Source organism: Bacillus sp. FSL K6-1560 (assembly GCF_038592935.1).
In the GTDB taxonomy this organism is placed as follows: domain Bacteria; phylum Bacillota; class Bacilli; order Bacillales; family Bacillaceae; genus Bacillus; species Bacillus subtilis.
Genome location: NZ_CP151946.1, coordinates 2966761 through 2990305 on the forward strand (window position 1 = coordinate 2966761; position 23545 = coordinate 2990305).

At 44.7% G+C, this 23545-nt stretch carries 31 protein-coding genes and 1 riboswitch; of the genes, 12 read left to right on the forward strand and 19 right to left on the reverse strand.

Annotation, left to right across the window (positions count from 1 at the left end; all coding sequences use genetic code 11):
- Positions 1-18: 18 nt before the first annotated feature.
- A complete protein-coding gene (gene yjcA, locus NYE22_RS15890) occupies positions 19-375 on the reverse strand; it encodes a sporulation protein YjcA (RefSeq protein ID WP_014476457.1) in 357 nt (118 codons plus the stop codon).
- A 159-nt stretch (positions 376-534) separates the two neighbouring features.
- Here yjcA and NYE22_RS15895 point away from each other — a divergent pair, with 159 nt between their 5' ends.
- The 5 genes from NYE22_RS15895 to cotZ all read left to right on the forward strand — a co-directional run bounded on the left by NYE22_RS15895 (position 535) and on the right by cotZ (position 3061).
- On the forward strand, positions 535-921 hold the full coding sequence (locus NYE22_RS15895; protein WP_014479468.1) for a spore coat protein: 387 nt from the start codon (positions 535-537) through the stop codon (positions 919-921).
- Positions 922-960: 39 nt separating this feature from the next.
- On the forward strand, positions 961-1281 hold the full coding sequence (locus tag NYE22_RS15900; RefSeq protein ID WP_014479467.1) for a hypothetical protein: 321 nt from the start codon (positions 961-963) through the stop codon (positions 1279-1281).
- 84 nt (positions 1282-1365) lie between these two features.
- Positions 1366-1848, forward strand: coding sequence for a spore coat protein (locus tag NYE22_RS15905; RefSeq protein WP_014479466.1), 483 nt, complete (start codon positions 1366-1368; stop codon positions 1846-1848).
- Positions 1849-1998: 150 nt separating this feature from the next.
- Positions 1999-2487, forward strand: coding sequence for a spore coat protein CotY (gene cotY / locus NYE22_RS15910; protein ID WP_003239243.1), 489 nt, complete (start codon positions 1999-2001; stop codon positions 2485-2487).
- A 127-nt stretch (positions 2488-2614) separates the two neighbouring features.
- Positions 2615-3061 carry a spore coat protein CotZ gene (gene cotZ / locus NYE22_RS15915; RefSeq protein WP_003244982.1) on the forward strand — a complete coding sequence of 149 codons (447 nt, stop codon included), beginning with the start codon at positions 2615-2617 and terminating at the stop codon, positions 3059-3061.
- A gap of 93 nt (positions 3062-3154) precedes the next feature.
- Here the strand turns inward: cotZ and cotO are convergent, their stop codons facing one another.
- The 10 genes from cotO to NYE22_RS15965 form a co-directional block, all read right to left on the reverse strand.
- Positions 3155-3838 carry a spore coat protein CotO gene (gene cotO, locus NYE22_RS15920; RefSeq protein WP_010886484.1) on the reverse strand — a complete coding sequence of 228 codons (684 nt, stop codon included), beginning with the start codon at positions 3836-3838 and terminating at the stop codon, positions 3155-3157.
- Positions 3839-3938: 100 nt separating this feature from the next.
- A complete protein-coding gene (fabI, locus tag NYE22_RS15925; RefSeq protein WP_003232896.1) occupies positions 3939-4715 on the reverse strand; it encodes an enoyl-ACP reductase FabI in 777 nt (258 codons plus the stop codon).
- Between the two features lie 135 nt (positions 4716-4850).
- Positions 4851-5666: a bifunctional hydroxymethylpyrimidine kinase/phosphomethylpyrimidine kinase gene (gene thiD / locus NYE22_RS15930; protein WP_014479462.1), complete on the reverse strand. Its 816-nt coding sequence runs from the start codon at positions 5664-5666 to the stop codon at positions 4851-4853.
- An 18-nt stretch (positions 5667-5684) separates the two neighbouring features.
- Positions 5685-6695 (reverse strand): thiazole biosynthesis adenylyltransferase ThiF, encoded by a 1011-nt coding sequence (gene thiF, locus NYE22_RS15935; protein WP_064671240.1) that lies wholly within the window; start codon positions 6693-6695, stop codon positions 5685-5687.
- Entirely contained in the window at positions 6692-7462 is a 771-nt protein-coding gene (thiG, locus tag NYE22_RS15940; protein ID WP_010886483.1) for a thiazole synthase, read from the reverse strand. Before thiG ends, thiF begins: the two co-directional genes overlap by 4 nt.
- Positions 7459-7659 carry a sulfur carrier protein ThiS gene (gene thiS, locus NYE22_RS15945; protein ID WP_072173897.1) on the reverse strand — a complete coding sequence of 67 codons (201 nt, stop codon included), beginning with the start codon at positions 7657-7659 and terminating at the stop codon, positions 7459-7461. Before thiS ends, thiG begins: the two co-directional genes overlap by 4 nt.
- The gene (gene thiO, locus NYE22_RS15950) at positions 7659-8768 is read right to left on the reverse strand and encodes a glycine oxidase ThiO (protein WP_342411966.1); all 1110 of its coding nucleotides are present in this window, start codon (positions 8766-8768) and stop codon (positions 7659-7661) included. The genes thiS and thiO overlap by 1 nt, the downstream gene beginning before the upstream one ends.
- Positions 8752-9369 carry a thiazole tautomerase TenI gene (tenI, locus tag NYE22_RS15955; protein WP_049140729.1) on the reverse strand — a complete coding sequence of 206 codons (618 nt, stop codon included), beginning with the start codon at positions 9367-9369 and terminating at the stop codon, positions 8752-8754. Before tenI ends, thiO begins: the two co-directional genes overlap by 17 nt.
- A complete protein-coding gene (gene tenA, locus NYE22_RS15960) occupies positions 9344-10054 on the reverse strand; it encodes a thiaminase II (protein ID WP_049140728.1) in 711 nt (236 codons plus the stop codon). The genes tenI and tenA overlap by 26 nt, the downstream gene beginning before the upstream one ends.
- A 78-nt stretch (positions 10055-10132) precedes the next feature.
- Positions 10133-10241, reverse strand: a riboswitch (TPP riboswitch).
- Between the two features lie 61 nt (positions 10242-10302).
- Entirely contained in the window at positions 10303-12147 is a 1845-nt protein-coding gene (locus NYE22_RS15965) for a monovalent cation:proton antiporter family protein (RefSeq protein WP_342411967.1), read from the reverse strand.
- A gap of 234 nt (positions 12148-12381) precedes the next feature.
- Between NYE22_RS15965 and prpE the strand changes: the two genes are divergently transcribed.
- Positions 12382-13116, forward strand: coding sequence for a bis(5'-nucleosyl)-tetraphosphatase PrpE (prpE, locus tag NYE22_RS15970; protein WP_077670622.1), 735 nt, complete (start codon positions 12382-12384; stop codon positions 13114-13116).
- A 12-nt stretch (positions 13117-13128) separates the two neighbouring features.
- On the opposite strand, the gene NYE22_RS15975 is transcribed toward prpE, so the two are convergent.
- Genes NYE22_RS15975 through NYE22_RS15990 form a run of 4 tightly spaced genes read right to left on the reverse strand, consistent with a single transcriptional unit; the run spans position 13129 to position 15894 of the window.
- Entirely contained in the window at positions 13129-14028 is a 900-nt protein-coding gene (locus NYE22_RS15975; protein WP_021479542.1) for an RluA family pseudouridine synthase, read from the reverse strand.
- Positions 14029-14042: 14 nt separating this feature from the next.
- The gene (locus NYE22_RS15980; RefSeq protein WP_003232918.1) at positions 14043-14843 is read right to left on the reverse strand and encodes an NAD kinase; all 801 of its coding nucleotides are present in this window, start codon (positions 14841-14843) and stop codon (positions 14043-14045) included.
- An 18-nt stretch (positions 14844-14861) separates the two neighbouring features.
- Positions 14862-15497, reverse strand: coding sequence for a GTP diphosphokinase (yjbM, locus tag NYE22_RS15985; RefSeq protein WP_003245294.1), 636 nt, complete (start codon positions 15495-15497; stop codon positions 14862-14864).
- Between the two features lie 28 nt (positions 15498-15525).
- Positions 15526-15894 (reverse strand): hypothetical protein, encoded by a 369-nt coding sequence (locus NYE22_RS15990; protein WP_021479543.1) that lies wholly within the window; start codon positions 15892-15894, stop codon positions 15526-15528.
- 124 nt (positions 15895-16018) lie between these two features.
- Here NYE22_RS15990 and NYE22_RS15995 point away from each other — a divergent pair, with 124 nt between their 5' ends.
- The 5 genes from NYE22_RS15995 (at position 16019) to NYE22_RS16015 (ending at position 19370) form a co-directional block, all read left to right on the forward strand.
- Positions 16019-16591: a CYTH domain-containing protein gene (locus NYE22_RS15995; RefSeq protein WP_342411968.1), complete on the forward strand. Its 573-nt coding sequence runs from the start codon at positions 16019-16021 to the stop codon at positions 16589-16591.
- A gap of 14 nt (positions 16592-16605) precedes the next feature.
- Positions 16606-17340: a bifunctional muramidase/murein lytic transglycosylase gene (gene cwlQ, locus NYE22_RS16000; RefSeq protein WP_342411969.1), complete on the forward strand. Its 735-nt coding sequence runs from the start codon at positions 16606-16608 to the stop codon at positions 17338-17340.
- Between the two features lie 254 nt (positions 17341-17594).
- Positions 17595-17993 carry a group 2 truncated hemoglobin YjbI gene (locus NYE22_RS16005; protein WP_003232928.1) on the forward strand — a complete coding sequence of 133 codons (399 nt, stop codon included), beginning with the start codon at positions 17595-17597 and terminating at the stop codon, positions 17991-17993.
- On the forward strand, positions 17990-18889 hold the full coding sequence (spxH, locus tag NYE22_RS16010; RefSeq protein WP_003245184.1) for a protease adaptor protein SpxH: 900 nt from the start codon (positions 17990-17992) through the stop codon (positions 18887-18889). Before NYE22_RS16005 ends, spxH begins: the two co-directional genes overlap by 4 nt.
- 313 nt (positions 18890-19202) lie before the next feature.
- Positions 19203-19370 carry a hypothetical protein gene (locus NYE22_RS16015; RefSeq protein WP_003244944.1) on the forward strand — a complete coding sequence of 56 codons (168 nt, stop codon included), beginning with the start codon at positions 19203-19205 and terminating at the stop codon, positions 19368-19370.
- A 33-nt stretch (positions 19371-19403) separates the two neighbouring features.
- Here the strand turns inward: NYE22_RS16015 and pepF are convergent, their stop codons facing one another.
- On the reverse strand, positions 19404-21233 hold the full coding sequence (gene pepF / locus NYE22_RS16020) for an oligoendopeptidase F (protein ID WP_342411970.1): 1830 nt from the start codon (positions 21231-21233) through the stop codon (positions 19404-19406).
- A 229-nt stretch (positions 21234-21462) separates the two neighbouring features.
- A complete protein-coding gene (gene coiA / locus NYE22_RS16025; protein WP_342411971.1) occupies positions 21463-22614 on the reverse strand; it encodes a competence protein CoiA in 1152 nt (383 codons plus the stop codon).
- 43 nt (positions 22615-22657) lie between these two features.
- Between coiA and NYE22_RS16030 the strand changes: the two genes are divergently transcribed.
- Positions 22658-22780, forward strand: coding sequence for a hypothetical protein (locus tag NYE22_RS16030; protein ID WP_003245684.1), 123 nt, complete (start codon positions 22658-22660; stop codon positions 22778-22780).
- Here the strand turns inward: NYE22_RS16030 and mecA are convergent.
- Both mecA and NYE22_RS16040 read right to left on the reverse strand, forming a co-directional pair.
- Positions 22775-23431 (reverse strand): adaptor protein MecA, encoded by a 657-nt coding sequence (gene mecA / locus NYE22_RS16035; RefSeq protein ID WP_003245194.1) that lies wholly within the window; start codon positions 23429-23431, stop codon positions 22775-22777. The two genes, NYE22_RS16030 and mecA, sit on opposite strands and share 6 nt — an antisense overlap.
- Entirely contained in the window at positions 23398-23538 is a 141-nt protein-coding gene (locus NYE22_RS16040; RefSeq protein ID WP_119122854.1) for a hypothetical protein, read from the reverse strand. Before NYE22_RS16040 ends, mecA begins: the two co-directional genes overlap by 34 nt.
- Positions 23539-23545: the final 7 nt, after the last annotated feature.

A 23545-nucleotide genomic window follows, 5' to 3' on the forward strand; every position in this document is an offset into this window, starting at 1 on the left:
GTTGCTGGTAGTAACGCCTTATTCTTGCAGCCATTTTGATACGAGCGTTTCTATGATGCCGGCAAGGCCGGCGATCGCCAAAAGTAAAATCAGCCACTGCGCCGCTTGCGGGATCAACGCCTGGCATAAAATCAAAAAGCCGGCGCACCACACGCCTGTGCACCAATAGCAGCTCAGCAATTCACCAATAAACGCCCTGACACCGGTTCCCTTAATCACGATATAGGTTTCAATGTTCCCGTCCGCATCCTTTTCTTCCTTCTCTTCATGAAACAGACTGCGAAGCGGCGCCATAATCGTGTCAAACACCAGCAGGCGGGCGAGCCGAAAGACCGCAAGCGATAGAAGAACAATTGTCAGCCCATTTATAACCACTCGTTCACTCCTTTGCCAATCATGATCCCTTCACATATATGCCAAAACCCTATTCTTCATGAATTGTATCTTGTCCGGCAGAAAATTGGTTATTTTTATTATTCCGCTCTGCACCCCATTTGCATTATATAGAGTATGGATAAGAAAGGAGTGAAGGTTATGTCTGTCCAAGAAAATGTTGACACACTCTACTCAAAAATGTTTAAAGAACTGGCTGAAGAACATGATAATTATATAGAAATTATTGATTCTGAAAAGATTACGATTCATAAATCAGACACCACATTTGCACTTTCATTGCAATCAGCAGTTTCAGCTTTAATCACTGTTACAACCCAGCTTCTTATCAGCGATAGCGATATAGCAGACATTGTTGCGAGTGATCTGATAGCACGCTCTACAGCACATAGCCGAAAGAAAGTAAAAATCAAAATTATAAACTGCTATAATATCACAATCACTTTATCAGCTACAGACATCATGGCATCCGTTCAGCTCTTAACCCAAACATTAATCGCTCTTATAACAGAAGCTGACATTCTGTAGCCCTTTCTTTCTAATTTTATAGAAGTCGAGGTGAATAACATGTCCGAAGAAAAAGATGCACTGCAAAAAAACAAAGAAGAACTAGAAGCAAATATCGACCCCCTAACGAAACTTCTTGTTTCAGATGTACTGAACAAAAACAATGTAACAGAAGATAAAAAACGCAACTTATCAGAAGCTCAAAAACAAGCGATTATTACAATGGTAAATGACCTTCAAAAACAGGCTAACGAATTTGTTGAAAGAGTCAATAAGAAAAAGGCAGATGCTGAAAAAGCAGAACAAGAAGCAGCGCCGCAAAAAAGACGTCGAACAACACTGAGAGATCGCGTACGTCAAAGAAAAAACGATAATATTTAAAATAGGTATCTAAAACCATGATATTTGCTTATACAAAATATGAACTGTCATCATCTACTAAAGTAAACGAAAGGAGGAAAACAAATGGAATCAAGACCTTACTCATGGGTTGCCCTAGATAATTCATGTACACACCCGGGTAGCGGCTATAAAAGAGAAGCGGTTTGTCATGACGTTTGTTCTGGAGGAGAAGATGCTAACGCATTTCAAGATTTTGATCAGCTAAGCCTTAACAAACAAACATCTGAAGAAATGATTATCGTTAGAGATTCTTGCGACATTGATGTTACGTCTACTGACACTCAAGTTGCTGCATCCATTCAAGCCGCCCTCCAAACTGCTGTCATTACAATTGTAAACTTATCAATAGCAGACGGTGATTTAGCAGATCAAGTCATCCAAGACTTAGTGCAACAATCTGTTAACAAGCAGTCAAACCGTCAAAAACTAGTGATTGAAAACTCTAGAAATGTTAATGTCACAACAACCGATACAGATATTGCACTATCGATCCAAACACTGACACAGACACTTGCCGCTACAATTATCGCAGTTGGAATCCTCTAACTCTAAAAGCAGAGCTAAAAACGCTCTGCTTTTTCTTATTTTCCAAGCATATGATGAATATATAGACGTTCACCCACACCAAGTGGGGCACGGGTACATATGTTGTTAAGGACTAAAGTCAAATACCCTATAAAGAAGGAGCTGAAATCAATGAGCTGCGGAAAAACCCATGGCCGGCATGAGAACTGTGTATGCGATGCAGTGGAAAAGATTTTAGCAGAGCAGGAGGCAGTTGAAGAACAGTGTCCGACTGGCTGCTATACCAACCTTTTAAACCCTACGATTGCTGGAAAAGACACAATTCCGTTTCTCGTTTTTGATAAAAAAGGCGGATTGTTCTCCACATTCGGAAACGTAGGGGGATTTGTGGATGATATGCAATGCTTTGAATCCATTTTCTTCCGCGTCGAAAAATTATGCGATTGCTGTGCAACACTTTCTATTTTACGCCCGGTCGATGTCAAAGGCGATACCTTAAGTGTTTGCCACCCTTGCGACCCGGATTTCTTCGGGCTAGAAAAAACAGATTTCTGCATTGAAGTGGATCTCGGATGCTTCTGCGCGATTCAGTGCCTGTCACCAGAGCTAGTTGACAGAACATCGCCTCACAAAGATAAAAAGCATCATCACAATGGATAAACACTTGTAAAGAGGAATCCCCTTCCAAACTCTATTACAGGTGCAAATCATTCAGCTGCTTCCAGCGTGAGGCAGCTGACTCTCCATCATTTCGCCAGTCTCAAATTTATAAGGCAGGAGGGATAATATGAGCCAGAAAACATCAAGCTGCGTGCGTGAAGCTGTAGAAAATATTGAAGATCTGCAAAACGCTGTTGAAGAAGACTGCCCGACCGGCTGCCACTCTAAGCTTTTATCTGTAAGCCATTCGTTAGGCGACACAGTGCCTTTTGCAATATTTACATCAAAATCAACGCCATTAGTCGCCTTCGGAAATGTCGGCGAACTCGATAACGGCCCTTGCTTTAATACAGTATTTTTCAGGGTCGAAAGAGTGCATGGAAGCTGCGCAACACTGTCATTATTAATCGCATTTGACGAACACAAACACATTTTGGACTTCACCGATAAAGATACGGTGTGTGAAGTGTTCCGACTCGAAAAAACGAACTACTGTATTGAAGTTGATTTAGACTGCTTCTGCGCAATCAACTGCTTAAATCCTCGATTAATCAATCGTACACATCATCATTAATCATAAGCTGGAAAAGCTTGCAGGCCTGCAGGCTTTTCTCTATGTAAAAAAAGCTGTCCGGCAACATCAGCCGGGCAGCTTTTTTCTTTTCCGTTAAAAACCGAGCGGGTGCAAAGAGGTAATATCATCGATTGCCAGTTCGGTTGGGGCTCCGTTTCCGGTTGTTCGAAGCAGGACGGAATCATTTCTTCTTCCGACAATTACGCCCCTGTACGTTCTTCCATTGGCTTCAATCAAACAGAGCGCTCTCGGCATGTTATGAGGCAGCTTTGTTAAAAAATCAATTTTTTCGTGGATCGTCATCTTGCTCATCGGTTTTTTCACTTTTCGTGCCGGCGGTGCTTTTTCCTCCGCTTTATCAGCACTATGGACAGCTTCCGGTTCTTTCTCAGGCTTCCGGGCCTCAAGTGCAGGCTCTTCCTTTTTTTCTGCTTTCGGGGGCTCGTGTTCAACGGTTTCTTCTACGGCCTGCGGCTCTGCCTTCTGTTCCTCTTGGCTTTTTATGTTCTCTGGCTCTCTCGCCTCTTGTGTTTGCTGACTCACTGGTTCGGCTGCAGGCTTTTGGTCTTCTTGCAGGACATCCTGTGCCACGGCTTCCTCCTGCTGCTTCTCATGGTAAGCCGGCTTTTCCTCAGCTTTTGGCGGAGCGGGTTTGTCGGCCTTTCTTTTGATGACAATCTCCTGCATGGATGACCTTGTAGTTTCTGCATAATCCGGCTGAACAATATACATGAGCGGTTTTTTATCCGCGTTTCTTTTCTTATTAGACATCTTCATCCCTCCGATTGTGTCATATTCTATCTATATGACAGAAAGCTGAAAATCAGAAGAAATAAAAAAGCAATCCCTATTCGGGATTGCTTGATATAGATCCTGCTTAGCGGGCAGTGATATGGAAACCAGAATCAACGTGAAGATTTTCACCTGTAATCCCGCGGGACATATCGCTGAACAAGAACGCAGCTGTATCGCCCACTTCTTCAGGTGTTGTCGTGCGGCGAAGCGGTGCACGCTCTTCGATGTCTTTTAAGATAGAGTTGAAATCGCTGATGCCTTTAGCAGATAATGTTCTGATCGGGCCGGCAGAAATGCTGTTGACGCGGATATTTTCTTTTCCTAAGTCAGCAGCTAAATATTTCACACTTGCATCAAGAGAAGCTTTTGCTACACCCATGACGTTGTAGTTTGGCATCACAAGCTCTCCGCCAAGGTACGTCAAAGTGACAATGCTTCCGCCTTCAGTCATCATCGGACGTGCCGCTTTGACAACAGCAGTCAGAGAATATGAGCTGATGTTATGAGCCAAAAGGAAGCCGTCACGATTTGTGTTTAAGTATTCGCCGACAAGCTCTTCTTTGTTGGCAAACGCGATACAATGCGCGATACCGTGGATTACACCGACCTGCTCCTTAATGCTTGCGAAGCAAGTTTCGATTTCTGCGTCGTTTGTAACATCGCAAGGGAGGATGATGGAATCGTTGCGGTCTAATGTTCCGGCAAGCTCGTGAACGGATTTCTCCAGGCGTTCACCAGCGTATGTGAAAATCAAACGTGCACCCGCTTCATGTAAAGAACGCGCAATGCCCCAGGCGATGCTGCGTTTGTTGGCTACCCCCATCACAACAATGTTGCGGCCTTCAAGTGAAAAATTCATATGTATAAAGCCTCCTATATTTAATAAAGACATAGTATTAGTACCTGATCTTAATTCCTATCATATCATAACCTTGTCCAGATGAAAAGCGCATACCGTAGCAAACGCAAAAGAGATCACCATCAGCTGGTGATCTCATCGGCTTGTATTTAAGCTGTTTCGTTTAAAAGCGAAATGGTTTGTCGGCCCGTGTCCCGATCCGATGCCGAGCGTATTTTCCACCGCTTCACGGACAAAGTTGGCCGCAACCTCAAATGCCTGATGGATGCTGTCTCCTTTAGCCGTTTGGGCCGTTAAAGCCGCAGCAAAGGTGCAGCCTGTGCCATGCGTATGCTTCGTATTGATATAAGGATGGGTGATTTGCATAAACATGCTGCCATCAAAAAGAAGGTCAGTAATGTGATTGTCCTCAGGCTGGTGCCCGCCTTTGATAATGACATGCTGCGCACCCATCTTGACGAGCTGCTCCGCTGCTTTTTTCCGGTCATCCAGCGAGCTGATTGTCATTCCTGTCAGCGTTTCTGCTTCCGGGACATTCGGCGTAATCGCGTAGCTTCTTGGAATGAGCAACTCCTTTAAGGTGGCAACTGACTCATCACGCAGCAAGGATGCCCCGCCCTTTGCGATCATAACCGGATCAACAATTACACGATTGAATCCGTACTCGTCAATTTTTCTTGCCACTTCTTCAATCATGTCGGCATTCCAGAGCATTCCCGTTTTGACTGCATCCGGTCTCAAATCCTCAGCAACAGCGTCAATTTGCTGTCTCAACGCCTCTACAGTCAGCGGATGCACCCCATGAACGCCAAGCGTATTTTGTGCGGTTACCGCTGTAATCGCAGACATTCCGAATACATCAAGCTCCTGAAAGGTTTTAATATCAGCCTGTATCCCTGCGCCGCCGCCTGAATCTGATCCGGCGATTGTCAATGCTTTATATATACTCATTACACTACACTCCTTTTATTACCCGATCCATTTATGATAAATGGATTTTGCCCGGGCAATATCATTTGTTCCATGGATCAAAGCTCTGCCGTCCCGGAACAGCACCATTTTCATATCATCCGAGCGGCAGGAAATTAAATACGGGTTCGCAGCTACTTCAAGCCCGGCCTGCCTCAGCTGACCGGCAAGCGCTTCAAGATCCGCTTCTTTCGTAATAGATGATCTGATCTGCACCGTGTTCCTGCCGCACAATACAGCCGCTTTTGTTTGATTTTCATAAGATAAAAACGGAAAATCCTTTGTGCCGCAGCTTGGGCATGCGTCATGTTTGAGACTGGCCGCTCTCACTTCTGACCGCTCGTTTTTCCACAAATCAAAGGAGCGCAGCACCGGCTCGCACTCCTCTCCCGTCAGCAGCTTCAGTGCATCTGTTACCTGAAAGACTGCTACCTGCAAAACAGCCGGACTGATGATGCCGGCTGTGTCACATGTTGCTCCGCCAACCGGAAGTGTATCGAGCAAGCAATGCAGGCAAGGAGTAGAACCCGGCACCACGGTAAAGGTGAGGCCGTAGCTCCCTACACAGGCACCGTAAAGAAAAGGAATCCCTTCCTTTACCGCAGCATCATTTACGATCAGGCGGGTTTCAAAATTATCAGCCGCATCCACAATAATCGATGCATCCCTAACCAGCTCGAAGATATTTTCTGCTGTCACATCCATGACAAGGCCGGTCACATCAACATCGCTGTTAATCGAACGGAGACGGCGCTCCGCAGCGGCTGCTTTCGGCATTTCTTTTTTGACATCATCTTCTGTATAAAGTTGCTGGCGCTGGAGGTTGCTCCATTCAACATAATCTCTGTCGGCAATTTTCACAGAGCCGACTCCCGCTCTCACCAGCATTTCTGCACTGGCTGTTCCGAGCGCGCCGGCGCCGATAATCACGGCGCGCGCTTCTTTCAATTTTTTCTGGCCGGATGGGCCGATCGGAGCAAACAGCTCCTGCCTTGAATACCTGCCCGTCATACAGGAAGACCTTCTCCCGGACTGCTTGCCGTTCCGTATTGCTTAAGCGGGATTCGGCCCGCCTCATAAGAAAGGCGTCCTGCTTCCACCGCGAGCTTCATGGCACGAGCCATTTTCACAGGATCGTCAGCTCCCGATACAGCCGTATTGAGCAGTACGCCATCCGCTCCAAGCTCCATTGCGTATGCCGCATCTTTAGGCGAGCCGATTCCAGCATCCACGATGACCGGCACTTTCGCCTGTTCAATAATAAACGACAGATTCAAAGGATTTAAGATTCCTTGTCCTGATCCAATCGGAGATGCACCCGGCATGATGGCATGAACGCCGAGCTCTTCCAGCTTTCTCGCCAGCACAACGTCATCCGACGTGTACGGGAGCACAATAAAGCCTTCTTCAAGAAGCTGTTCAGACGCTTTTAATGTCTCAACAGGGTCAGGCAGCAAGGAACGGCTGCATCCGATGACTTCAACTTTAATCATGTCACAAAGGCCTGACGCTTTCGCCAGCCTTGCAATCCGAACCGCTTCTTCAGCAGTGCTGGCGCCCGCTGTATTCGGCAAAAGCGTATATTTGGATAAATCAAGCTGTTCCAGAAAATTCGGCTGAGATGCTTCAAAGATGTTCATTCTCCGCACAGCAAATGTTAAAATATCAGACTCGGAAACAGCTACTGCTTCCTTTTGAATGTCAAACGATGGGTATTTCCCCGTGCCCAGCAGCAATCTTGATTGAAATGATTTTCCGCCAATTGTTAACATGCTCATCCGCCTCCTACAAAATGGACAATTTCAATGACATCACGATCACAAAGCTCAACCTCGTGATAGCGTTCTTTCCCGATTATTTCTTTATTTCTTTCCACGATAACAATTTTATTTTCAAGCTGATAAGACGCCAGCAGGTCTTGAATTGTACCTGTGTCTTTTTCCCACTTCACGTCTTTACCGTTCAGCTGTAGGATCATATCTGAATCGCCTCCTTGCGATCAATTCGGAATGCGTGCAGCCAGTCTTGGTTGACCTCTTTATTCATGATGAGGTCACTGATCAAAGCGCCCGTTGCGGGAGCAAGCAGGATCCCATTTCTGAAATGGCCCGCCGCAAATAAAAAACGGCTGTCCTCAGGATGTCTGCCGATGTACGGTTTTCCATCCTTTGTTCCCGGCCGGAGTCCCGCCCAAAAACGATCCACCTTCATATTCTGTATAGCTGGCAGCATCGTTTTTGCTTTTTTCATAACCGATTCCAATCCGCCAAGATCCGGTGTTTCACTCCAGTCTCCCGGCTTCATTGTCGCGCCGACAACCAGTTTGCCGCTTTTTCTCGGTACGATATAGCAGTGATCATGGTAAAGCGTTTTTGTCAGCGGGATATCATCATTCCAAACGGACAGGCACTCCCCTTTTACAGGGAGAAAAGCATTGTTCAGTCCGAGCTGTTTAAAAAACATCCCGCTCCACACTCCGCTGGCAACGACAACATGATTAGCCCATACGTCTCCGCTAGGGGTCTTGATGGACAGGGCTTCACCGTCACGTTCGACATGCAGGACAGGCGTATGCTCAAAAATCTCCGCCCCAAGCATTTTTGCTGCTTTCACATATGCCTTGCAAACAAAATAAGGCTCCACATGCACATCCTCCTGAATAAAAGATGCACCAAAGATGTCACCAGACGCATACGGCTCTTTTTCTAACACCTCTTCTTTTGAATACCAGCTGACAGAGTCCAAATCGTCCATCTGTCTCAGCTGCAGCACATCTTCTTCAGAAAATGCAAGCTTAAACATACCGCCGTTATGCTGCCTGATATCCACACCAGATAATGCATAAAGCTCTTCTCCAAGACCTTTGTACAGACGCTGACTGTGCATGGCGAAATCAAAAAACGCGTCACGTTCCTCGCATTCGGCATGGGCGCCCAGCATACCGGCGGCGGCACTTGTCGTTCTGCCGCCCATTGTTCCGCTTTCAAACAATGCGGTGCTTTTGTTTTCCTTTGCCAAATGATAAGCAATCGCGGAACCGATAATTCCGCCTCCAATCACCACTGCTTCATAATGCCTTTTCATAGCGCATCTCCTTTAGCTTGCGGGAATATCGTCTGGCTGCTTCCAAGGGCTCAGCGGAAGAGAAAATTCCTGACATAACAGCAATGCCGTCTGCCCCTGCTTGTTTTACGTCTCTTAACCTGTCCGGCGTCAACCCCCCGATGGCTATAACCGGGATGGAAATCCGCTGTTTGATATCTGACAGCAAAGATACTCCTCTGCCTTCAAGACCCTTTTTGCAATCCGTTTCAAACACATGGCCGAACAGCACGTAGTCCGCGTCTTCCTTTTCTGCTTGAACCGCTTCCTCCAGTGAATGCACCGACCTCCCGATATGAAGGTGTGGAAATCTGGCTCTGACCTGCTTTGGTGAAAAGCTGCCGCTTGGCAGCTGCACGCGGTGAATAGTAGAGAAAAGCGCAATATCCACGCGCCCGTTCATCACCAGTTTTCGTTTATCTATACCGCCTTCAAAAATAAGCTCGAGCAGTTTCAAAATATCCGCCGCCGATTTTGAGCGTTCCCGAATATGAATAAAATCAACTTCATTCTGAATCGTAATGATGATTCTCGCTAGCTCTTCTACCGGCTTGCTGTCATCCGTTATGGCGTGAAGCTCCACATTCCTCCACCTCTTTTATGGCGCTGTCAGACCAGCCTTCTTTTCGATAGGCCATTCCCCAAAATTGATATTCATAGTAGCTGGAGATGACAAAATTCTCTTTCATCTTGGCACGCACTTCCTCCGTGCTGTTTTCCGCCAGCTCATTAAAGCGGTTGATTTGCTCCTCGACCTGTTGTCTAAACCAATCACCGCCATATGTGCCAATCCACTTCTGATAAATTGGATGCCCCGGATCACAATGCAGCAATTTCTCACCAACCTCGTAATAGAGCCAATAGCATGGCAGCAGGGCCGCTAAGATTTCAGCGAAATTCCCGCTCAAAACCGAACGGTACATATGGGATGTATAAGAGTACGCAGTAGGAGACGGCTTAAACGCCTTACGCTCTTCCTCGCTGATTTCCAACAGCTCGGCAAACTCCCGATGAAGCGCCATTTCCGCCTCATATGTACCTTGGGCATGGCTTGCCATCCGCCCCGTTGTATAAAGGTCCTTCGCATAAGCGGCGCCAAATGACTGCACCTTTGCAAAATGCGTTAAATAATAGGAATCCTGAAGTACGTAGTATTTAAAACGGTCAATCGGAAGCGTTCCGTCACCGATTCCTTGAACGAACGGATGGACAAAGCTCCCCTCCCACCATTCTGCGGCTGCACTGCGGCATTCTTCTGAAAACTTCACAAATCATTCCCCCTCTGAAAATAAAAAAACCACTTTCCCGCAAGGAAAAGTGGTTTGGAATTGGCATAGTAAAATAACACAAATACCGCTCCACTTCCCTACGCAGGTCTGAACCTGTTCAAGTTATGAGGGTCTAAAAGTCACACTTTTATCTCAGCCCTTATGAAGGACACCCCTAGTGGTTAAACGAATACATATTGAATTGTTCTGCACCTCTATATTAACACGAATCCTTATTTGGTCAAGATTTATCCTTCCAATGTTTTCTTAAGATCCGTTACGTACCCCCGAGATCCGGTGACAATTAAACGGTCTCCAAGTTTCAGCCTTGTATCCCCATGAGGAACGATGCTGTCCACACCTCTGAAGACCCTGACAAAGATGACGTCACCTGTTAAAGGGAATTCCCGTAAAATGACACCATCATATTTACTGTTCTCCATATTAATTTGATACAGCGAAGACTCTTGGTTCGTGAGCAGCTTCATGACGCCAGGCGCTTCAATCAGTGCGCGAAGCAGCGTTTTTGTCGACAGCAGAATAGAAAAGATGCTGATTCCCTGCTCCTTCAGAGCTGCTTCATGCTCCGGTGATCCTACGCTTGCAATGACTCTTTCTGTGCCTTTTTCTTTTGCAAGTAATGCAATGTCTGCATTCATATCTTCATTTCCTGTCGCCACAACGAGGATATCCGTTTCAAAAATGCCGAGTGATTCAAGCGTCTCGTGTTCATAGTCAGAAATTGTTTCAACAGCAAACACTGATTCTGACAGCTTTTCCTCCGCATTCTCTTGGTAGACGTGTACAACACGCACGTCATACTCTTCCTCTGGCAATTCAAGTGTAACAGGCAAAGTCATTTGATTGGCGCCAATGAACGTAATCGTCTTTTTCTCCTCCGGCTGCTCTTCCCGTTTGTATAATTTTTTAAAACAGATCGGCGTAAAAATACTTGCAATGACAGCTACTAAAATTAGCGCTCCTGACATATTTGCACTGATCACGTGAAGCTGCTGGCCGATTGTTGCAGCGGCAATCACGAGCGAAAGCGTTGATGTCAGCAGGAAACCAGACGCGAAAATGGTTCGGTTATCATACCACTTCTTTAGGTACATGACAGGAATGATTTTGCTGACTAACAGCGCCAGCAGCAGGAGCGGAATCATGATTAAAATTGTTTTATCCTGGAAAAGAGTCCAAATATCAAGCTTCACACCGACCATCACGAAGAAAATCGGTATTAAGAACCCATAACCGAATGAGTCCAGCTGCTGAACAAGTTCTTTGTTTGGCGAAAGCAGGGAAACAAGAACCCCCGCTAAGAAAGCGCCGAGAATATTTTCCGCCCCAAGTGATTCAGACAGGGCAACGAGTACAATGATTAACGTAAAAATGGCACGCGTCCCGATCTGGATCGTCCCTTTTGACATGGATTGAACAAAAGAGCGATGTTTGAAGACCCGGCCGAAAAAGTAAAGCACCACTCCGGCCGCAAACAGAATCATCAGGAGCCACATGTTTCCGCTGTCCTCTCCGTATAAAGAAGAAAAAACAGCAAGAAGAATCATCGTGGCCAAATCAGCAATGACAGCAACAAGTAAAATAATCTGCCCGATATTCGAATTCATGATCCGTTCTTCTTTTAATGTTGGAACGACAACGCCTAATGAAATCGTTGAAATAATCAGGGTCATCAAAAATGCATTTTGGATAAATCCGGCCAAGACGAACCCATAGGACAAGAGCAATGATAAAATAAAAATACCGACGAAAATAACAGATGCCGCAGCAAACGTATTCGGCGCTTCCTTGCCATTCGGCAGGAACTGCTTTTTCTTTCCTTTCTCAAACGACGAAAAATCAATTTCAAGCCCGCTTAAAAACATTAAAAAGATAAATCCGAGCATAGAGAGTGTCTGGAGCCAGGTGTCACCCTCCACAACTAAATTAAGGCCGCTTTTCCCAATAATCAGCCCCATAATGATTTCAGCAACAACAACCGGGATGCTGAGTTTAAACCGATGCAAAAGGATGGGTGTCAAAAATGCAACGATAAGTACAACAACTAAAGATGCGACAGATGTATGCGCCATAATCAGAACCTCCTTTTTAAGTCAGGGTTATGCTAGTTCTCACTCAGAGAACAAAACCTCATTTTTAAAAAACATAACGCGATTTTAACAAGGGTGATGATGAAAAATAAAGTGATAAGGTCTTAATCCTGTTTAGAAAATGATTCTTCTTCTATAATTTGCACATAAAAGCTTGTGATGACTCACAACACTTTGCTTCATAATAAATAAAACAATCGGTAAGGAGGATACCGCATGGCTTACGATATCATCAGCGATATTCATGGCTGCTATGACGAAATGACTGCATTAATCCAAAAGCTTGGCTATACAATCAAAAATGGAGTACCTATCCATGAAGAAGGCAGGGTGCTTGTTTTTGCCGGAGATTTAACTGACAGAGGGCCCAAATCGATAGAGGTCATCCGATTTGTAGCCGGCGCTTACGAAAAAGGCGCTGTGCGTTATGTCCCGGGAAACCATTGCAATAAATTATATCGTTACTTAAAAGGAAATCCCGTAAAAGTGATGCATGGTCTCGAAACAACAGCGGCAGAGCTTGAGGAACTTTCTAAAGATGAGAGAAAATCAGTCAGCGAACAGTTTATGAAGCTGTACGAAACAGCGCCGCTTTACGACATCTTACATAATGGAGAATTAGTTGTCGCCCATGCTGGCATAAGAGCTGACGATATCGGCAAATATACCCGGAGAGTGAAGGACTTTGTGCTTTACGGTGACGTGACGGGTGAAACATATCCGGACGGCAGACCCGTCAGACGTGATTGGGCGGCAGCCTATAACGGAAAGGCTTGGGTGGTATACGGTCATACACCTGTGAAAGAGCCTCGGAAGGTCAATCGCACCATCAACATTGATACAGGCTGCGTGTTCGGAAATCAACTGACAGGCTTTCGCTTTCCAGAAATAGAAACCGTCTCTGTTCCAAGCTCCCTGCCTTACGACGAATCAAGATTTCGCCCCATATAAAAAAGGAGAGAATCAATGATTCTCTCCTTTTATCAGTTTTCTCATATCCTGAGGCAGTGGAGCATGAAACGTCATGTTCTCCTGTGTCAGCGGATGGATAAACGAAAGATGCTCGCTGTGCAGAGCCTGCCGGCCAATTTCCTGTCTCGTTCCGCCGTACAGTGTATCGCCGCACAACGGGTGCCCGAGATAACTCATATGAACACGAATTTGATGGGTTCGTCCAGTCTCAAGCTGCAACGTCACCGAGGTCATATCGTCATTTGCACATGTGACGTAAAAATGCGTAACAGCCTTCTGGCCGTCTGGCGTTACCGTCCGTTCAATTATACTGTCAGGATGTCTGCCAATCGGAGCATCGACTGTTCCCTCCATCTGTGCCATCCGCCCGTGAACCACTGCCGCATACCGGCGTTTCACAAGGCCGTTTTTTTGCGCAGACGATAAAATGGAGTGGGCAAATCGATGCTTGGCAACAAGCATGACACCTGATGTATCCCGGTCTAACCGGGTGACAAGATGAACTGTCGCCCTCACTCCGGTTGTTTGATAATGATCAATAATTCCATTGGCAATGCTGCCGGAGGGGTGCTCTCTCGAAGGGATTGATGACACATACGGCTGCTTGTTTATCACAAGCACATGTTCATCCTCATAAAGGATATCGAGCGGAACAGGCTCTGCCAACAGCGTCTCGCTCACCTGCTCCTCAGGAAACTTCACGATAAGAAGATCTCCCTCTTTCAAAACGTATTTGACCGTCACATGCTCACCGTTAATCTGCAGGTCGCCCCCGCCAAACTTAATATCGGTCAGCAGACGTTTTGAAATTCCCAGTTCACTGGCATATTCCTTTACAGTCATCCCGTCCTCAGCGGAAGTAATGTTCTTTCTGATAAAAAAATGCTCCACGATATGTCCTCTTTCTATTCACCTTTTCCAATAAACGAATCCTGGACTCTTTTCCAAAATGGAAACGGACGGAATCTCGCAAACCGCACTTTTTCGGATGCAACTTGGCAGCGGATCGACTTTACATCCTTATGGAGAAGGGTTAAGTGGTCAATCGTCACTTGAAAGTCAACTTCGTTTCTCGGCTTAATCATGCAATCATGATGGGATGGGAGAAGCAGAGGTGACCCCACCGTACGGAACACGCGGTTATTAATTGAAGCCATTTCCGCAAGCTGGATCGCCCTGATAGACGGATGGATAATCGCTCCGCCCAGCGCCTTATTGTAGGCTGTGCTGCCTGATGGAGTTGACAGGCAGAGGCCGTCGCCCCGGAAGGTTTCAAAGAGCTGCCCTTTGATTTCCACATCAGCAACAAGGCTTCCTTCGATGCTTTTAATCGTACATTCATTCAAAGCTAAGTATCTTTCTTCCCGCTCGTTTTCGTGATAGGTCACAATGACTTCGAGAAGCGGATATTCGACTGTATGATACGGCGTTTTCGCGATGGCAAGAACAAGTTTTTCAATTTCATGAGGAACCCAGTCGGCATAAAAACCCAGATGACCTGTGTGAACGCCGACAAATGCTGTTTTGTCCAAGCGGTCGCTGTATCTGTGAAAAGCATACAAAAGCGTTCCGTCGCCTCCGACTGAAATAACGATTTCCGGTTCATTTTCATCCAGTTCCATATCAAAATCCAATAAATACGCCTGTATTTTGCTTTTCAGCGTATCAGAAACTTGATCTCCTTTTGATGATACGGCAAATTTCATGCTCTTCTTCCCCTTTACCTATTGTTGCTCGCTTCCTTTTTTCTTTCTTGAAAAGGCAGCTTGAGCTTCCTGTACTTCACCCCTGATCTCCGACATCTCTTCATCAAGCCGGGAAGCCGCTTCAGAAGCGCGCTGAAGCCTTAGTTTTACTTTTTCAGGAATGTTTCCGCTGTATTTATAATTCAATGAATGCTCAATGGTCGCCCAAAAATTCATCGCCAGTGTACGGATCTGTATTTCTACGAGAACATGCTTTTCTCCGGATACCGTCTGCAAAGGGTACAGCACAACAAGATGGTATGATCGGTATCCGCTCTCTTTATGTTCCGCAATATAATCCCTCTGATCCACAACGGTGAAATCTTTTCTGGCAAAAAGCATCTCTTTTACGATTTGGATGTCATCGACAAATTGGCACATGATTCTAAGGCCAGCAATGTCCTGCATGGTTTCAATTTCATGCAGCGGTATGCTTTTCCGTCTCGCTTTTTCAAGTATGCTGGCCACAGGCTTGACGCGTCCGGTCACAAATTCGATCGGTGAATGGTCGTCCTCGTATTCATATAGTGTGCGGATCCCCTTGAGCTTCACTTTCAACTCTTCGACAGCCTGGCGATACGGCACTAAAAAACGCTCCCATTGTTTGTCATCCATCATACATCCCCCAATTCCGAACCAGTTTCTATAAAAACACGCGTTTCACTTTTTCTTCCATTTCTTCTCCATAGTTTGCATTATCTTTTATATTTTCTAAAAGATATTCCAGCTCCTCATGCAGGCCTGCCAGTTCAATTGTTTGGTCTCCTGCCTCTAAAACAACCGGTGTTTTTTGTGCATGGGCCTGCTTCAGTTCTGGCCATACATGTTCCTTTATAATGACATATTCAAAAGAATCAGCTAATTCAAGTATGTATACAAAAGCAAAGTGGTCAGAATCAACAAGCATTTGACCTGACGGCTTGCGTTCCGCTTCGTTTCCTTCTGTCTGACAGGCAAGGCGAAGCTGATCATCCGATAATGTTGCATTCAAAATTTCGATTCTGTTTTGCATAATGCTCTCCTTTTTTAAACAAAGTACAGATTCATTTTATCATATCGAGCTCGATATTGATAAACCTAACATCTAAAGAGATAATAGTAAAAATAAGATTTACAGGGCGGAAAGGAAGAGCATCATGAGCCAAGAGATTGAAATCGAATTTAAAAATATGCTGACCAAACAAGAATTCAAAAACATAGCATCGGCACTCCAACTGACAGAAAAAGATTTTACAGATCAAAAGAATCATTATTTTGATACAGACAGCTTCGCGCTGAAACAAAAACATGCTGCGCTTCGTATCCGCAGAAAAAACGGAAAGTATGTCCTTACATTAAAGGAGCCGGCTGATGTGGGGCTTCTGGAAACGCACCAGCAGCTTTCAGAGATATCAGATCTCGCTGGATTTTCAGTTCCCGAGGGCCCCGTGAAGGACCAGCTGCACAAGCTTCAGATCGATACGGATGCCATTCAATACTTTGGATCTTTAGCAACAAACCGTGCGGAAAAAGAAACAGAAAAAGGCTTAATAGTTTTAGACCACAGCCGATATTTAAATAAAGAGGACTATGAAATTGAATTTGAGGCGGCGGATTGGTATGAGGGCAGACAAGCCTTCGAAAAGCTGCTTCAGCAATTCAGCATTCCTCAGCGCGAAACCAAAAATAAAATTCTGCGTTTTTATGAAGAAAAACGAAAGTCTATATAAGGTGGAATGACATCGTGAATGTAACGAATTGGGCAGCTTTACTTCAGCTTCAGGCACTACAGTCCATATCTAATGCACGCAGCAGCTCGGACACTCAGAATACGGAAAGCCCGCTTTCAAGTTTTAGCTCTTTGCTCAGCCAATATACAAACGGTCTGACATCTCAGCAATCAGCACCTTCTTCATCGCCAAGCCCGCTCAGCATGCTGAACAGCGCGAATACAACAACGCCGTCACTGCTTTCAGCGTATGGGCTTAACTCATATACGAGCAGCAATTCAGGTTCAGTCACAAAAGCGGCAGAAAGCACTGAAACAGCTGCTGCAGATTCAGCTTCAAACAAACATGAAGCAAATCAGATCAGTTCGGGAGACTTCTCTATTGACAGTGCGATTAAAAAAGCCGCTGATAAATATGGCGTTGATGAAAAACTGATCCGTTCCGTCATCAAACAGGAATCAGGCTTTAATGCAAAAGCGGTCAGCGGAGCAGGTGCGATGGGCCTCATGCAGCTGATGCCGTCAACAGCAAGCTCACTTGGCGTTTCCAATCCGCTTGATCCGCAGCAAAATGTGGAGGGCGGAACGAAATATTTAAAACAAATGCTGGATAAATACGACGGCAATGTGTCTATGGCATTAGCGGCTTACAACGCCGGACCGGGGAATGTTGACCGATACGGAGGCATTCCTCCTTTCCAAGAAACGCAAAACTATGTAAAAAAAATAACTTCAGCTTATTACGCGTAACCAGAGGTGCTCTTTCCCTCTGGTTTTTTTGCGAAGTGAAATCTTACGCATTCCTGATTTTTATGTGATATGATATGAAATACAAACCCCGGCTGTCAGCCGAAATGAGTCATCAAACGCATAAAAGGCAGTTTGTTTGTAGAAATGATGCCTTGTTGCTAAAATAAATCTAGATGAAACAATGAAATACAGAAAATTACTTTTTGCAATAGGATTTATGATTCCTATTAGCCATATTTAAAGGAGTAGTCAACATGGGACAATCGTTTAACGCACCTTATGAAGCGATTGGAGAAGAACTTCTATCGCAACTTGTTGATACTTTTTATGAGCGTGTCGCGTCTCATCCTTTGCTGAAGCCGATTTTTCCTAGCGATTTGACAGAAACCGCTAGGAAACAGAAGCAATTCTTAACTCAGTATTTAGGCGGGCCTCCGCTTTATACTGAGGAGCACGGCCATCCTATGCTCAGAGCAAGGCATCTTCCCTTTCCAATTACAAACGAGAGAGCTGATGCGTGGCTCAGCTGTATGAAGGACGCAATGGACCATGTAGGGCTGGAGGGCGAAATTCGTGAGTTTTTGTTTGGCCGGCTGGAGTTGACAGCAAGGCATATGGTGAATCAAACGGAAGCGGAGGATCGATCATCTTGACAAACTATCAGCATGAGCTATACTTCGCCCATTGCCACGGTCATCCAAAAAAACCGCTTGAAATTTATATGTTTGTAGACCCTTTATGTCCTGAATGCTGGTCCTTAGAGCCCGTCATCAAAAAGCTGAAAATCAGATACGGACGTTTTTTCACCTTACGCATTATCGCTTCCGCAAGCCTTACCGCTTTAAATAAAAAGCGAAAAAAGCATCTTCTCGCAGAAGCATGGGAAAAGATCGCGAGCCGCTCTGGCATGTCATGTGACGGCAATGTCTGGTTCGAACAGGATCAGCCGCTTTCATCGCCTTATATGGCTGCTCTCGCTTTTAAAGCAGCCGAATTGCAAGGACGAAAAGCCGGCATGCAATTTCTCAGAAATATGCAGGAGAGCCTATTTGTTTCAAAGAAAAATATTACGGATGAAAACGTGCTTTTGGAGATTGCTGAAAATACAAGTCTCGATCTTGAAGAATTCAAAAAAGATCTGCATTCTCAAAGTGCGGTCAAGGCGCTTCAATGTGACATGAAAATTGCTGCTGAGATGGATGTTTCTGTTAATCCGACACTGACGTTTTTTAATACGCAGCATGAGGATGAAGGGCTTAAAGTTCCTGGCAGCTACTCATATGATGTATATGAAGAAATTTTATTTGAGATGCTTGGCGACGAGCCGAAGCCGTCGGAAACACCGCCTTTAGAATGTTTTATTGAATATTTCCGCTTCGTTGCCTCGAAGGAAATTGCTCTTGTATATGACCTGAGCCTTGAAGAGGTAGAAAAAGAAATGAAAAAACTGGCGTTTGCTAAAAAGGTTGCCAAAGTGGAAGCCAAACACGGAATGTTTTGGAAGTCTCTCAGCACTTATTCTGATGAATATCAATCATGTGAAAAATAGCCGCAGGCGTGCATATGCTTGAGGCTGTTTTTTTACGCCATAACCAAACATATGTTCTGTTTTTAGCACTAAAGAAACCGCGCCGGGATAAGCGCGGTTTCATATGTCTTAACGACAACAAAGGGGATGGGAGAAATTTTTCACGGTCAAACAAAGGGGTAATGTTTGTTTGTGATCAATTTCACATCCTTATGATAACAAAAGATGTCGACTTTTGACAACCTCTATGCTTAATGTTCATATTTTTGTCACAAAACATAACGAAGTGCATTCACTCATATCCTTATAAGGAAAAAGGACGAGGAGGACCGCCATGATGTCTACTTTGATCTCAATTGTGTGCATTGCTGTTTTTTTCTGCTTGAATATCTTAGGCATGATGCATATGCTGCCGCTTTATATTACCTCTCCTCTGCTGTTTCTGTCTATTTTGTTTACCCTCTACCGCTTGAATCACCGGAAAACCTTTAAAGGGTTTTAAAAAAGCCTGTGCGTCCCGCACAGGCTTACTTTTTTAAGACTGCTTGACTTTCATCAGCAGCTCTTCCATTTCATCAAGTTTTTCTTCAAACATTTTGCACGCGGCTTCGATTGGCTCAGGAGACGTCATATCAACACCCGCTTTTTTCAGGACATCAATCGGGTATTGTGAGCTTCCCGCTTTCAGGAAGTCAATATAACGGTCAACCGCCGGCTTTCCTTCCTTCAAAATCTGGCTGCTTAATGCTTGGGCAGCGCTGTACCCTGTCGCATACTGATACACATAGTAATTGTAATAGAAGTGCGGAATACGCGACCATTCAAGGCCGATTTCCTTATCAATCACCATGCCGTCTCCAAAATACTTTTTATTCAGGTCGTAATAGACATTTGTCAGAAGCTCAGGTGTAAGCGGCTCGCCTTCTTGCGCCTTTGTATGGATCAGATGTTCAAATTCAGCGAACATCGTTTGTCTGAAGACCGTTCCCCTGAAGCCCTCAAGCATATGGTTGAGAATATATAAGCGCTGTTTTTCATCCTCTAAATTGTTCAGCAAATATTCGCCAAGGAGAGCTTCATTTGTCGTAGAGGCAACTTCCGCGACAAAGATACTGTAATTGCCGTATGGATAAGGCTGGTGCTTTCTCGTATAGTAGCTGTGTACGGAATGTCCAAACTCGTGCACGAGCGTAAAGAGATTATTGACGTTATTATGCCAGTTCATCAAAATATACGGATTCGTGCCGTAAGCTCCTGATGAATAAGCCCCATTGCGTTTGCCTTTATTCTCGTAAACGTCCACCCAGCGGTTTTCCAGTCCTTCTTTTAGGATAGAGGCATATTCTTCCCCTAAAGGTGCGAGGCCTTTCAGCATGTAATCTTTGGCTTCCTCGTATGTCACCTTCATCCCAGCATCTTTCACAAGCGGTGTATACAGGTCATAGATATGCACTTCATCAAGCTCAAGCACTTTCTTTCTTAGCGCAATATAGCGGTGCAGGAGCGGCAAATGCTTATTAATCGTCTTAACAAGGTTATCGTATACTTCCTCAGGAATACTGTTGTTAGAAAGCGCAGCCTCACGCGCGGACTTGTACTTTTTCACTCTCGCGTAGAAGTTGTCCTTTTTCACAGTGCCGCTTAGCGTCGTGGCCATTGTGTTTTTATATTGTCCGTACGTTTTATACACTGCGTCAAACGCATTTTTGCGGACTTCACGGTTTTCACTTTCCAAGAAATTAATAAAATTGCCGTGAGTGATCTGTTTTTCATTCCCATCTTCGTCTTTAATGGACGGGAACGTAATATCTGCGTTATTTAACACGCTGAATGTATTTGAAGATGACCCCAGTACCTCGGAAGCTTCAGCAAGCAGCGCCTCTTCCTTCTCGCTCAGCACATGCGGACGTTCCTTTGTAATCTCCTCAATCGCATGAGAGTACAGCTTTAATTCTTCTTTTTCAAGAATGAACTGCTGCAGTTTGTCTTCTTCTATGGATAAAATCTCCGGAACCAAATAAGCTGTCGCGCTTGCGGCCTGTGTATACAGGTTTCCCGCCTTGTCATTCAGCCCCTGGTAAAAGGAGTTCCCAGTATCCTGGTCTGAGCGCATATGCGCATATGTGTACAGCCTACCCAGCCGCTCCATCACTTTATCTTGATACGTAAGAGCCTCGTATAAATGATCAGCTGAATCTGCCAGCTTTCCTTTATACTTAGATAAATTCGGAATTAATTCTTTTACAGCTTGAAATTCTTTATTCCAGGCCTCATCACTAGGAAAAATATCCTCAAGTCTCCATGTGTCTTCTGCCTTTACCTCACTTCTGTCAGGCAGTTGGTTTGCTTTTTTTTCCTCAGTCATGGTGATCCCCCTCGTCTTCTTTGATTCAAGCCAATTGAAAAAACAGCTGTTTCTCAATAAACTTGTGTTGTGAATATCTTCCGGTTTTTCACTGCCTTTTGTCAAATCATATGCAGTAATGAAGAGAACGAATGCCAAAAAAGCAGTAAAAACACGAAAAACCTTTCCTTTTGTGCCTTTCACAGCCTGCCCACCACCTTTGTCTTAGGGTGAGCCAAATAAGACAAACTCATTCTATAAAACAGCTGCGGTCTCTTTCTATGAGATCCTGCATTGAGTGTATGCCGCCTTCAGGCTGATTCAGCACATATACTTCTTTCTGAGTCTCCCTTAAAAATCCCTTCTTGCACAAAAAATCAATATACTGTTTAACCGCTTCTGAAAGACACTCTTCGCTGCATTCAAACCTGAGTGCAATGTACTTATTATAAATGTGCAGTTTGCACTGCTGCAAAACGGCTGAAAAACGAATTGGCGCACGTTTATCTCCAAGATCCGTCATAAACAAATAAAGAAACCCTTGCCACACAAAAACCGGACTCTTAAAAACTGCCCCTTTTCTAACAGGAACAAACACTTCAGTTGGCAGAAAAGAAAAAGGCGTCTGCCGCTTCTCATAAAACAGCAGCCTAAGGCGATTTATTTCCTTTGAGTTAAACCGATGGGGTTTATGGCGAAAACGGTGAATCGCTTTCGTCCAGCCTGAATATTGAATTGAGGGTTTCGGTTCAGTGAAAAAAAGATCGCCTGCACCTGCACGATGGATAGGGATCGTTTGGACTGAGGAATAAGAATGGTTTGTGTAGAATGGAATGATGTGGCTGAGCCGGAGAAAAGAACGCCTTTCAGGACAATAACATATCAGTTCTCTGTATGGACTTGCATTGATAAACTGCCAATGAAAAGCTGAAAGCTGATAAAAGGACGAAGCAGTCCGTTTTAAGCGGCTGTATCCCATAATCCACTGCGGGATGATTCCTTCTTGTTTGAAGCCCTCTGTCCGCTTTTGAAAGACATCTGGAGCGATAGTGGCGCATTGATATTCAACAGCAAGCATATGCTCCTTGATCCTTGCCATGACGTCCGGTCTTTGGTTGATTGTCCTTATATACGGCTCCAATATTGGTGAAGCCCGTTGTGTTTTCAGCCATACATACAGCTGTCTTTTTCCTTCTAAGTGGTAGGCGCTTTCCGGTTCGATGTCTATGGAGCAGGACTTGTTCTGTTTATGGGCAAAATGCGGCGCTTTTTGAAGTCCGAGCTTCACAGCTAGCTCTCCCCCGCATACCGGACAGAAGAACCGTCTCCGCTTTAATTTCTGGTTTTGCTGAGCGCCTAGAAGGTGAAACAGTTGGCCGTCTTCAGTCACAGCACTAAACAATTGTCATCTCTCCTTTCCAGATGAAGTATACTTTCTGGAAAAGATGATCAACTCCTGTTCGCTGTATTTTCTGCTTGTCTATATGTTTTTGATTTTTCACATCTCTAAAATGGCATTTTCGTGCATAAAAAAAACCGATTTCCGGAAGGAAATCGGTTTGCTATGATGCAAAGTGTTTTTTTATCGTTTCTAGAGCATGCTCTGAAATAATCAGCTTGCCGTACTCTTCAAGACGGTGTATGCTGATTGAGGATTCAGTTGCGTACTCCAGCAGGATGCTTAGCTGATTTTCAACCTCTTCATCAGTCATATTGCAAAAATCTACATATAAATAATATCGGTTCTCAAACGAATATAAAGTCGTTTTGCTTCCGTTAACGTTCAATTTAGATAGAGAAATAACATCCTCAAAATCGCCAAATCGCAAGACAAATTGAAGCTTTTGCTCCTTCTCTTCCTGATTGACGGCTTGCTCTTCTTTCTGGAAATCATCCAGCAAGGCGTCAAGATCCTCAGATGCTGGTTCTTGCTTTTTATCCTCAGGAATCGGCAGTTCGAGCTTTTGTCCGTCTTTGGAAAGCTGGGCTTTTGTGACGATGATTTCTAATCCTTTGTCCAGTGCCTGAACTTGAATCCAAAGTGGGCCTTCCACAGCGAATTCCTCTTCTTCATGAACTTCATCCATGACTTCCCAGAATAGTTCTTCACTGCGCTCACGGTTATACCAAATTTCTTCTCTGTCAAAACCGCGATCTTCAATATCTCCGTAAGACATATAAAATTTTACTGTATGCTCGTTAATTCTTTCAATTTCCATTTGCCAACCTTCCCTTCTATATAAGATGTTGAAGGGACATCTAAGCTCCCGATTAATTGTACTTTACTACACTTTACCCATTCCGTCCACATCTTAACCTTAACCAAGGCCAGT

Excerpts from the sequence above, each read along its gene's own strand:
- NYE22_RS15895 (WP_014479468.1), top strand. The coding sequence starts at position 535 with ATGTCTGTCCAAGAAAATGTTGACACACTCTACTCAAAAATGTTTAAA.
- NYE22_RS15900 (WP_014479467.1), top strand. The coding sequence starts at position 961 with ATGTCCGAAGAAAAAGATGCACTGCAAAAAAACAAAGAAGAACTAGAA.
- NYE22_RS15905 (WP_014479466.1), top strand. The coding sequence starts at position 1,366 with ATGGAATCAAGACCTTACTCATGGGTTGCCCTAGATAATTCATGTACA.
- cotY (WP_003239243.1), top strand. The coding sequence starts at position 1,999 with ATGAGCTGCGGAAAAACCCATGGCCGGCATGAGAACTGTGTATGCGAT.
- cotZ (WP_003244982.1), top strand. The coding sequence starts at position 2,615 with ATGAGCCAGAAAACATCAAGCTGCGTGCGTGAAGCTGTAGAAAATATT.
- cotO (WP_010886484.1), bottom strand. The coding sequence starts at position 3,838 with ATGAAGATGTCTAATAAGAAAAGAAACGCGGATAAAAAACCGCTCATG.
- fabI (WP_003232896.1), bottom strand. The coding sequence starts at position 4,715 with ATGAATTTTTCACTTGAAGGCCGCAACATTGTTGTGATGGGGGTAGCC.
- thiD (WP_014479462.1), bottom strand. The coding sequence starts at position 5,666 with ATGAGTATATATAAAGCATTGACAATCGCCGGATCAGATTCAGGCGGC.
- thiF (WP_064671240.1), bottom strand. The coding sequence starts at position 6,695 with ATGACGGGCAGGTATTCAAGGCAGGAGCTGTTTGCTCCGATCGGCCCA.
- thiG (WP_010886483.1), bottom strand. The coding sequence starts at position 7,462 with ATGAGCATGTTAACAATTGGCGGAAAATCATTTCAATCAAGATTGCTG.
- thiO (WP_342411966.1), bottom strand. The coding sequence starts at position 8,768 with ATGAAAAGGCATTATGAAGCAGTGGTGATTGGAGGCGGAATTATCGGT.
- NYE22_RS15965 (WP_342411967.1), bottom strand. The coding sequence starts at position 12,147 with ATGGCGCATACATCTGTCGCATCTTTAGTTGTTGTACTTATCGTTGCA.
- prpE (WP_077670622.1), top strand. The coding sequence starts at position 12,382 with ATGGCTTACGATATCATCAGCGATATTCATGGCTGCTATGACGAAATG.
- NYE22_RS15980 (WP_003232918.1), bottom strand. The coding sequence starts at position 14,843 with ATGAAATTTGCCGTATCATCAAAAGGAGATCAAGTTTCTGATACGCTG.
- yjbM (WP_003245294.1), bottom strand. The coding sequence starts at position 15,497 with ATGGATGACAAACAATGGGAGCGTTTTTTAGTGCCGTATCGCCAGGCT.
- NYE22_RS15990 (WP_021479543.1), bottom strand. The coding sequence starts at position 15,894 with ATGCAAAACAGAATCGAAATTTTGAATGCAACATTATCGGATGATCAG.
- NYE22_RS15995 (WP_342411968.1), top strand. The coding sequence starts at position 16,019 with ATGAGCCAAGAGATTGAAATCGAATTTAAAAATATGCTGACCAAACAA.
- NYE22_RS16005 (WP_003232928.1), top strand. The coding sequence starts at position 17,595 with ATGGGACAATCGTTTAACGCACCTTATGAAGCGATTGGAGAAGAACTT.
- NYE22_RS16015 (WP_003244944.1), top strand. The coding sequence starts at position 19,203 with ATGATGTCTACTTTGATCTCAATTGTGTGCATTGCTGTTTTTTTCTGC.
- pepF (WP_342411970.1), bottom strand. The coding sequence starts at position 21,233 with ATGACTGAGGAAAAAAAAGCAAACCAACTGCCTGACAGAAGTGAGGTA.
- NYE22_RS16030 (WP_003245684.1), top strand. The coding sequence starts at position 22,658 with ATGATCAACTCCTGTTCGCTGTATTTTCTGCTTGTCTATATGTTTTTG.
- mecA (WP_003245194.1), bottom strand. The coding sequence starts at position 23,431 with ATGGAAATTGAAAGAATTAACGAGCATACAGTAAAATTTTATATGTCT.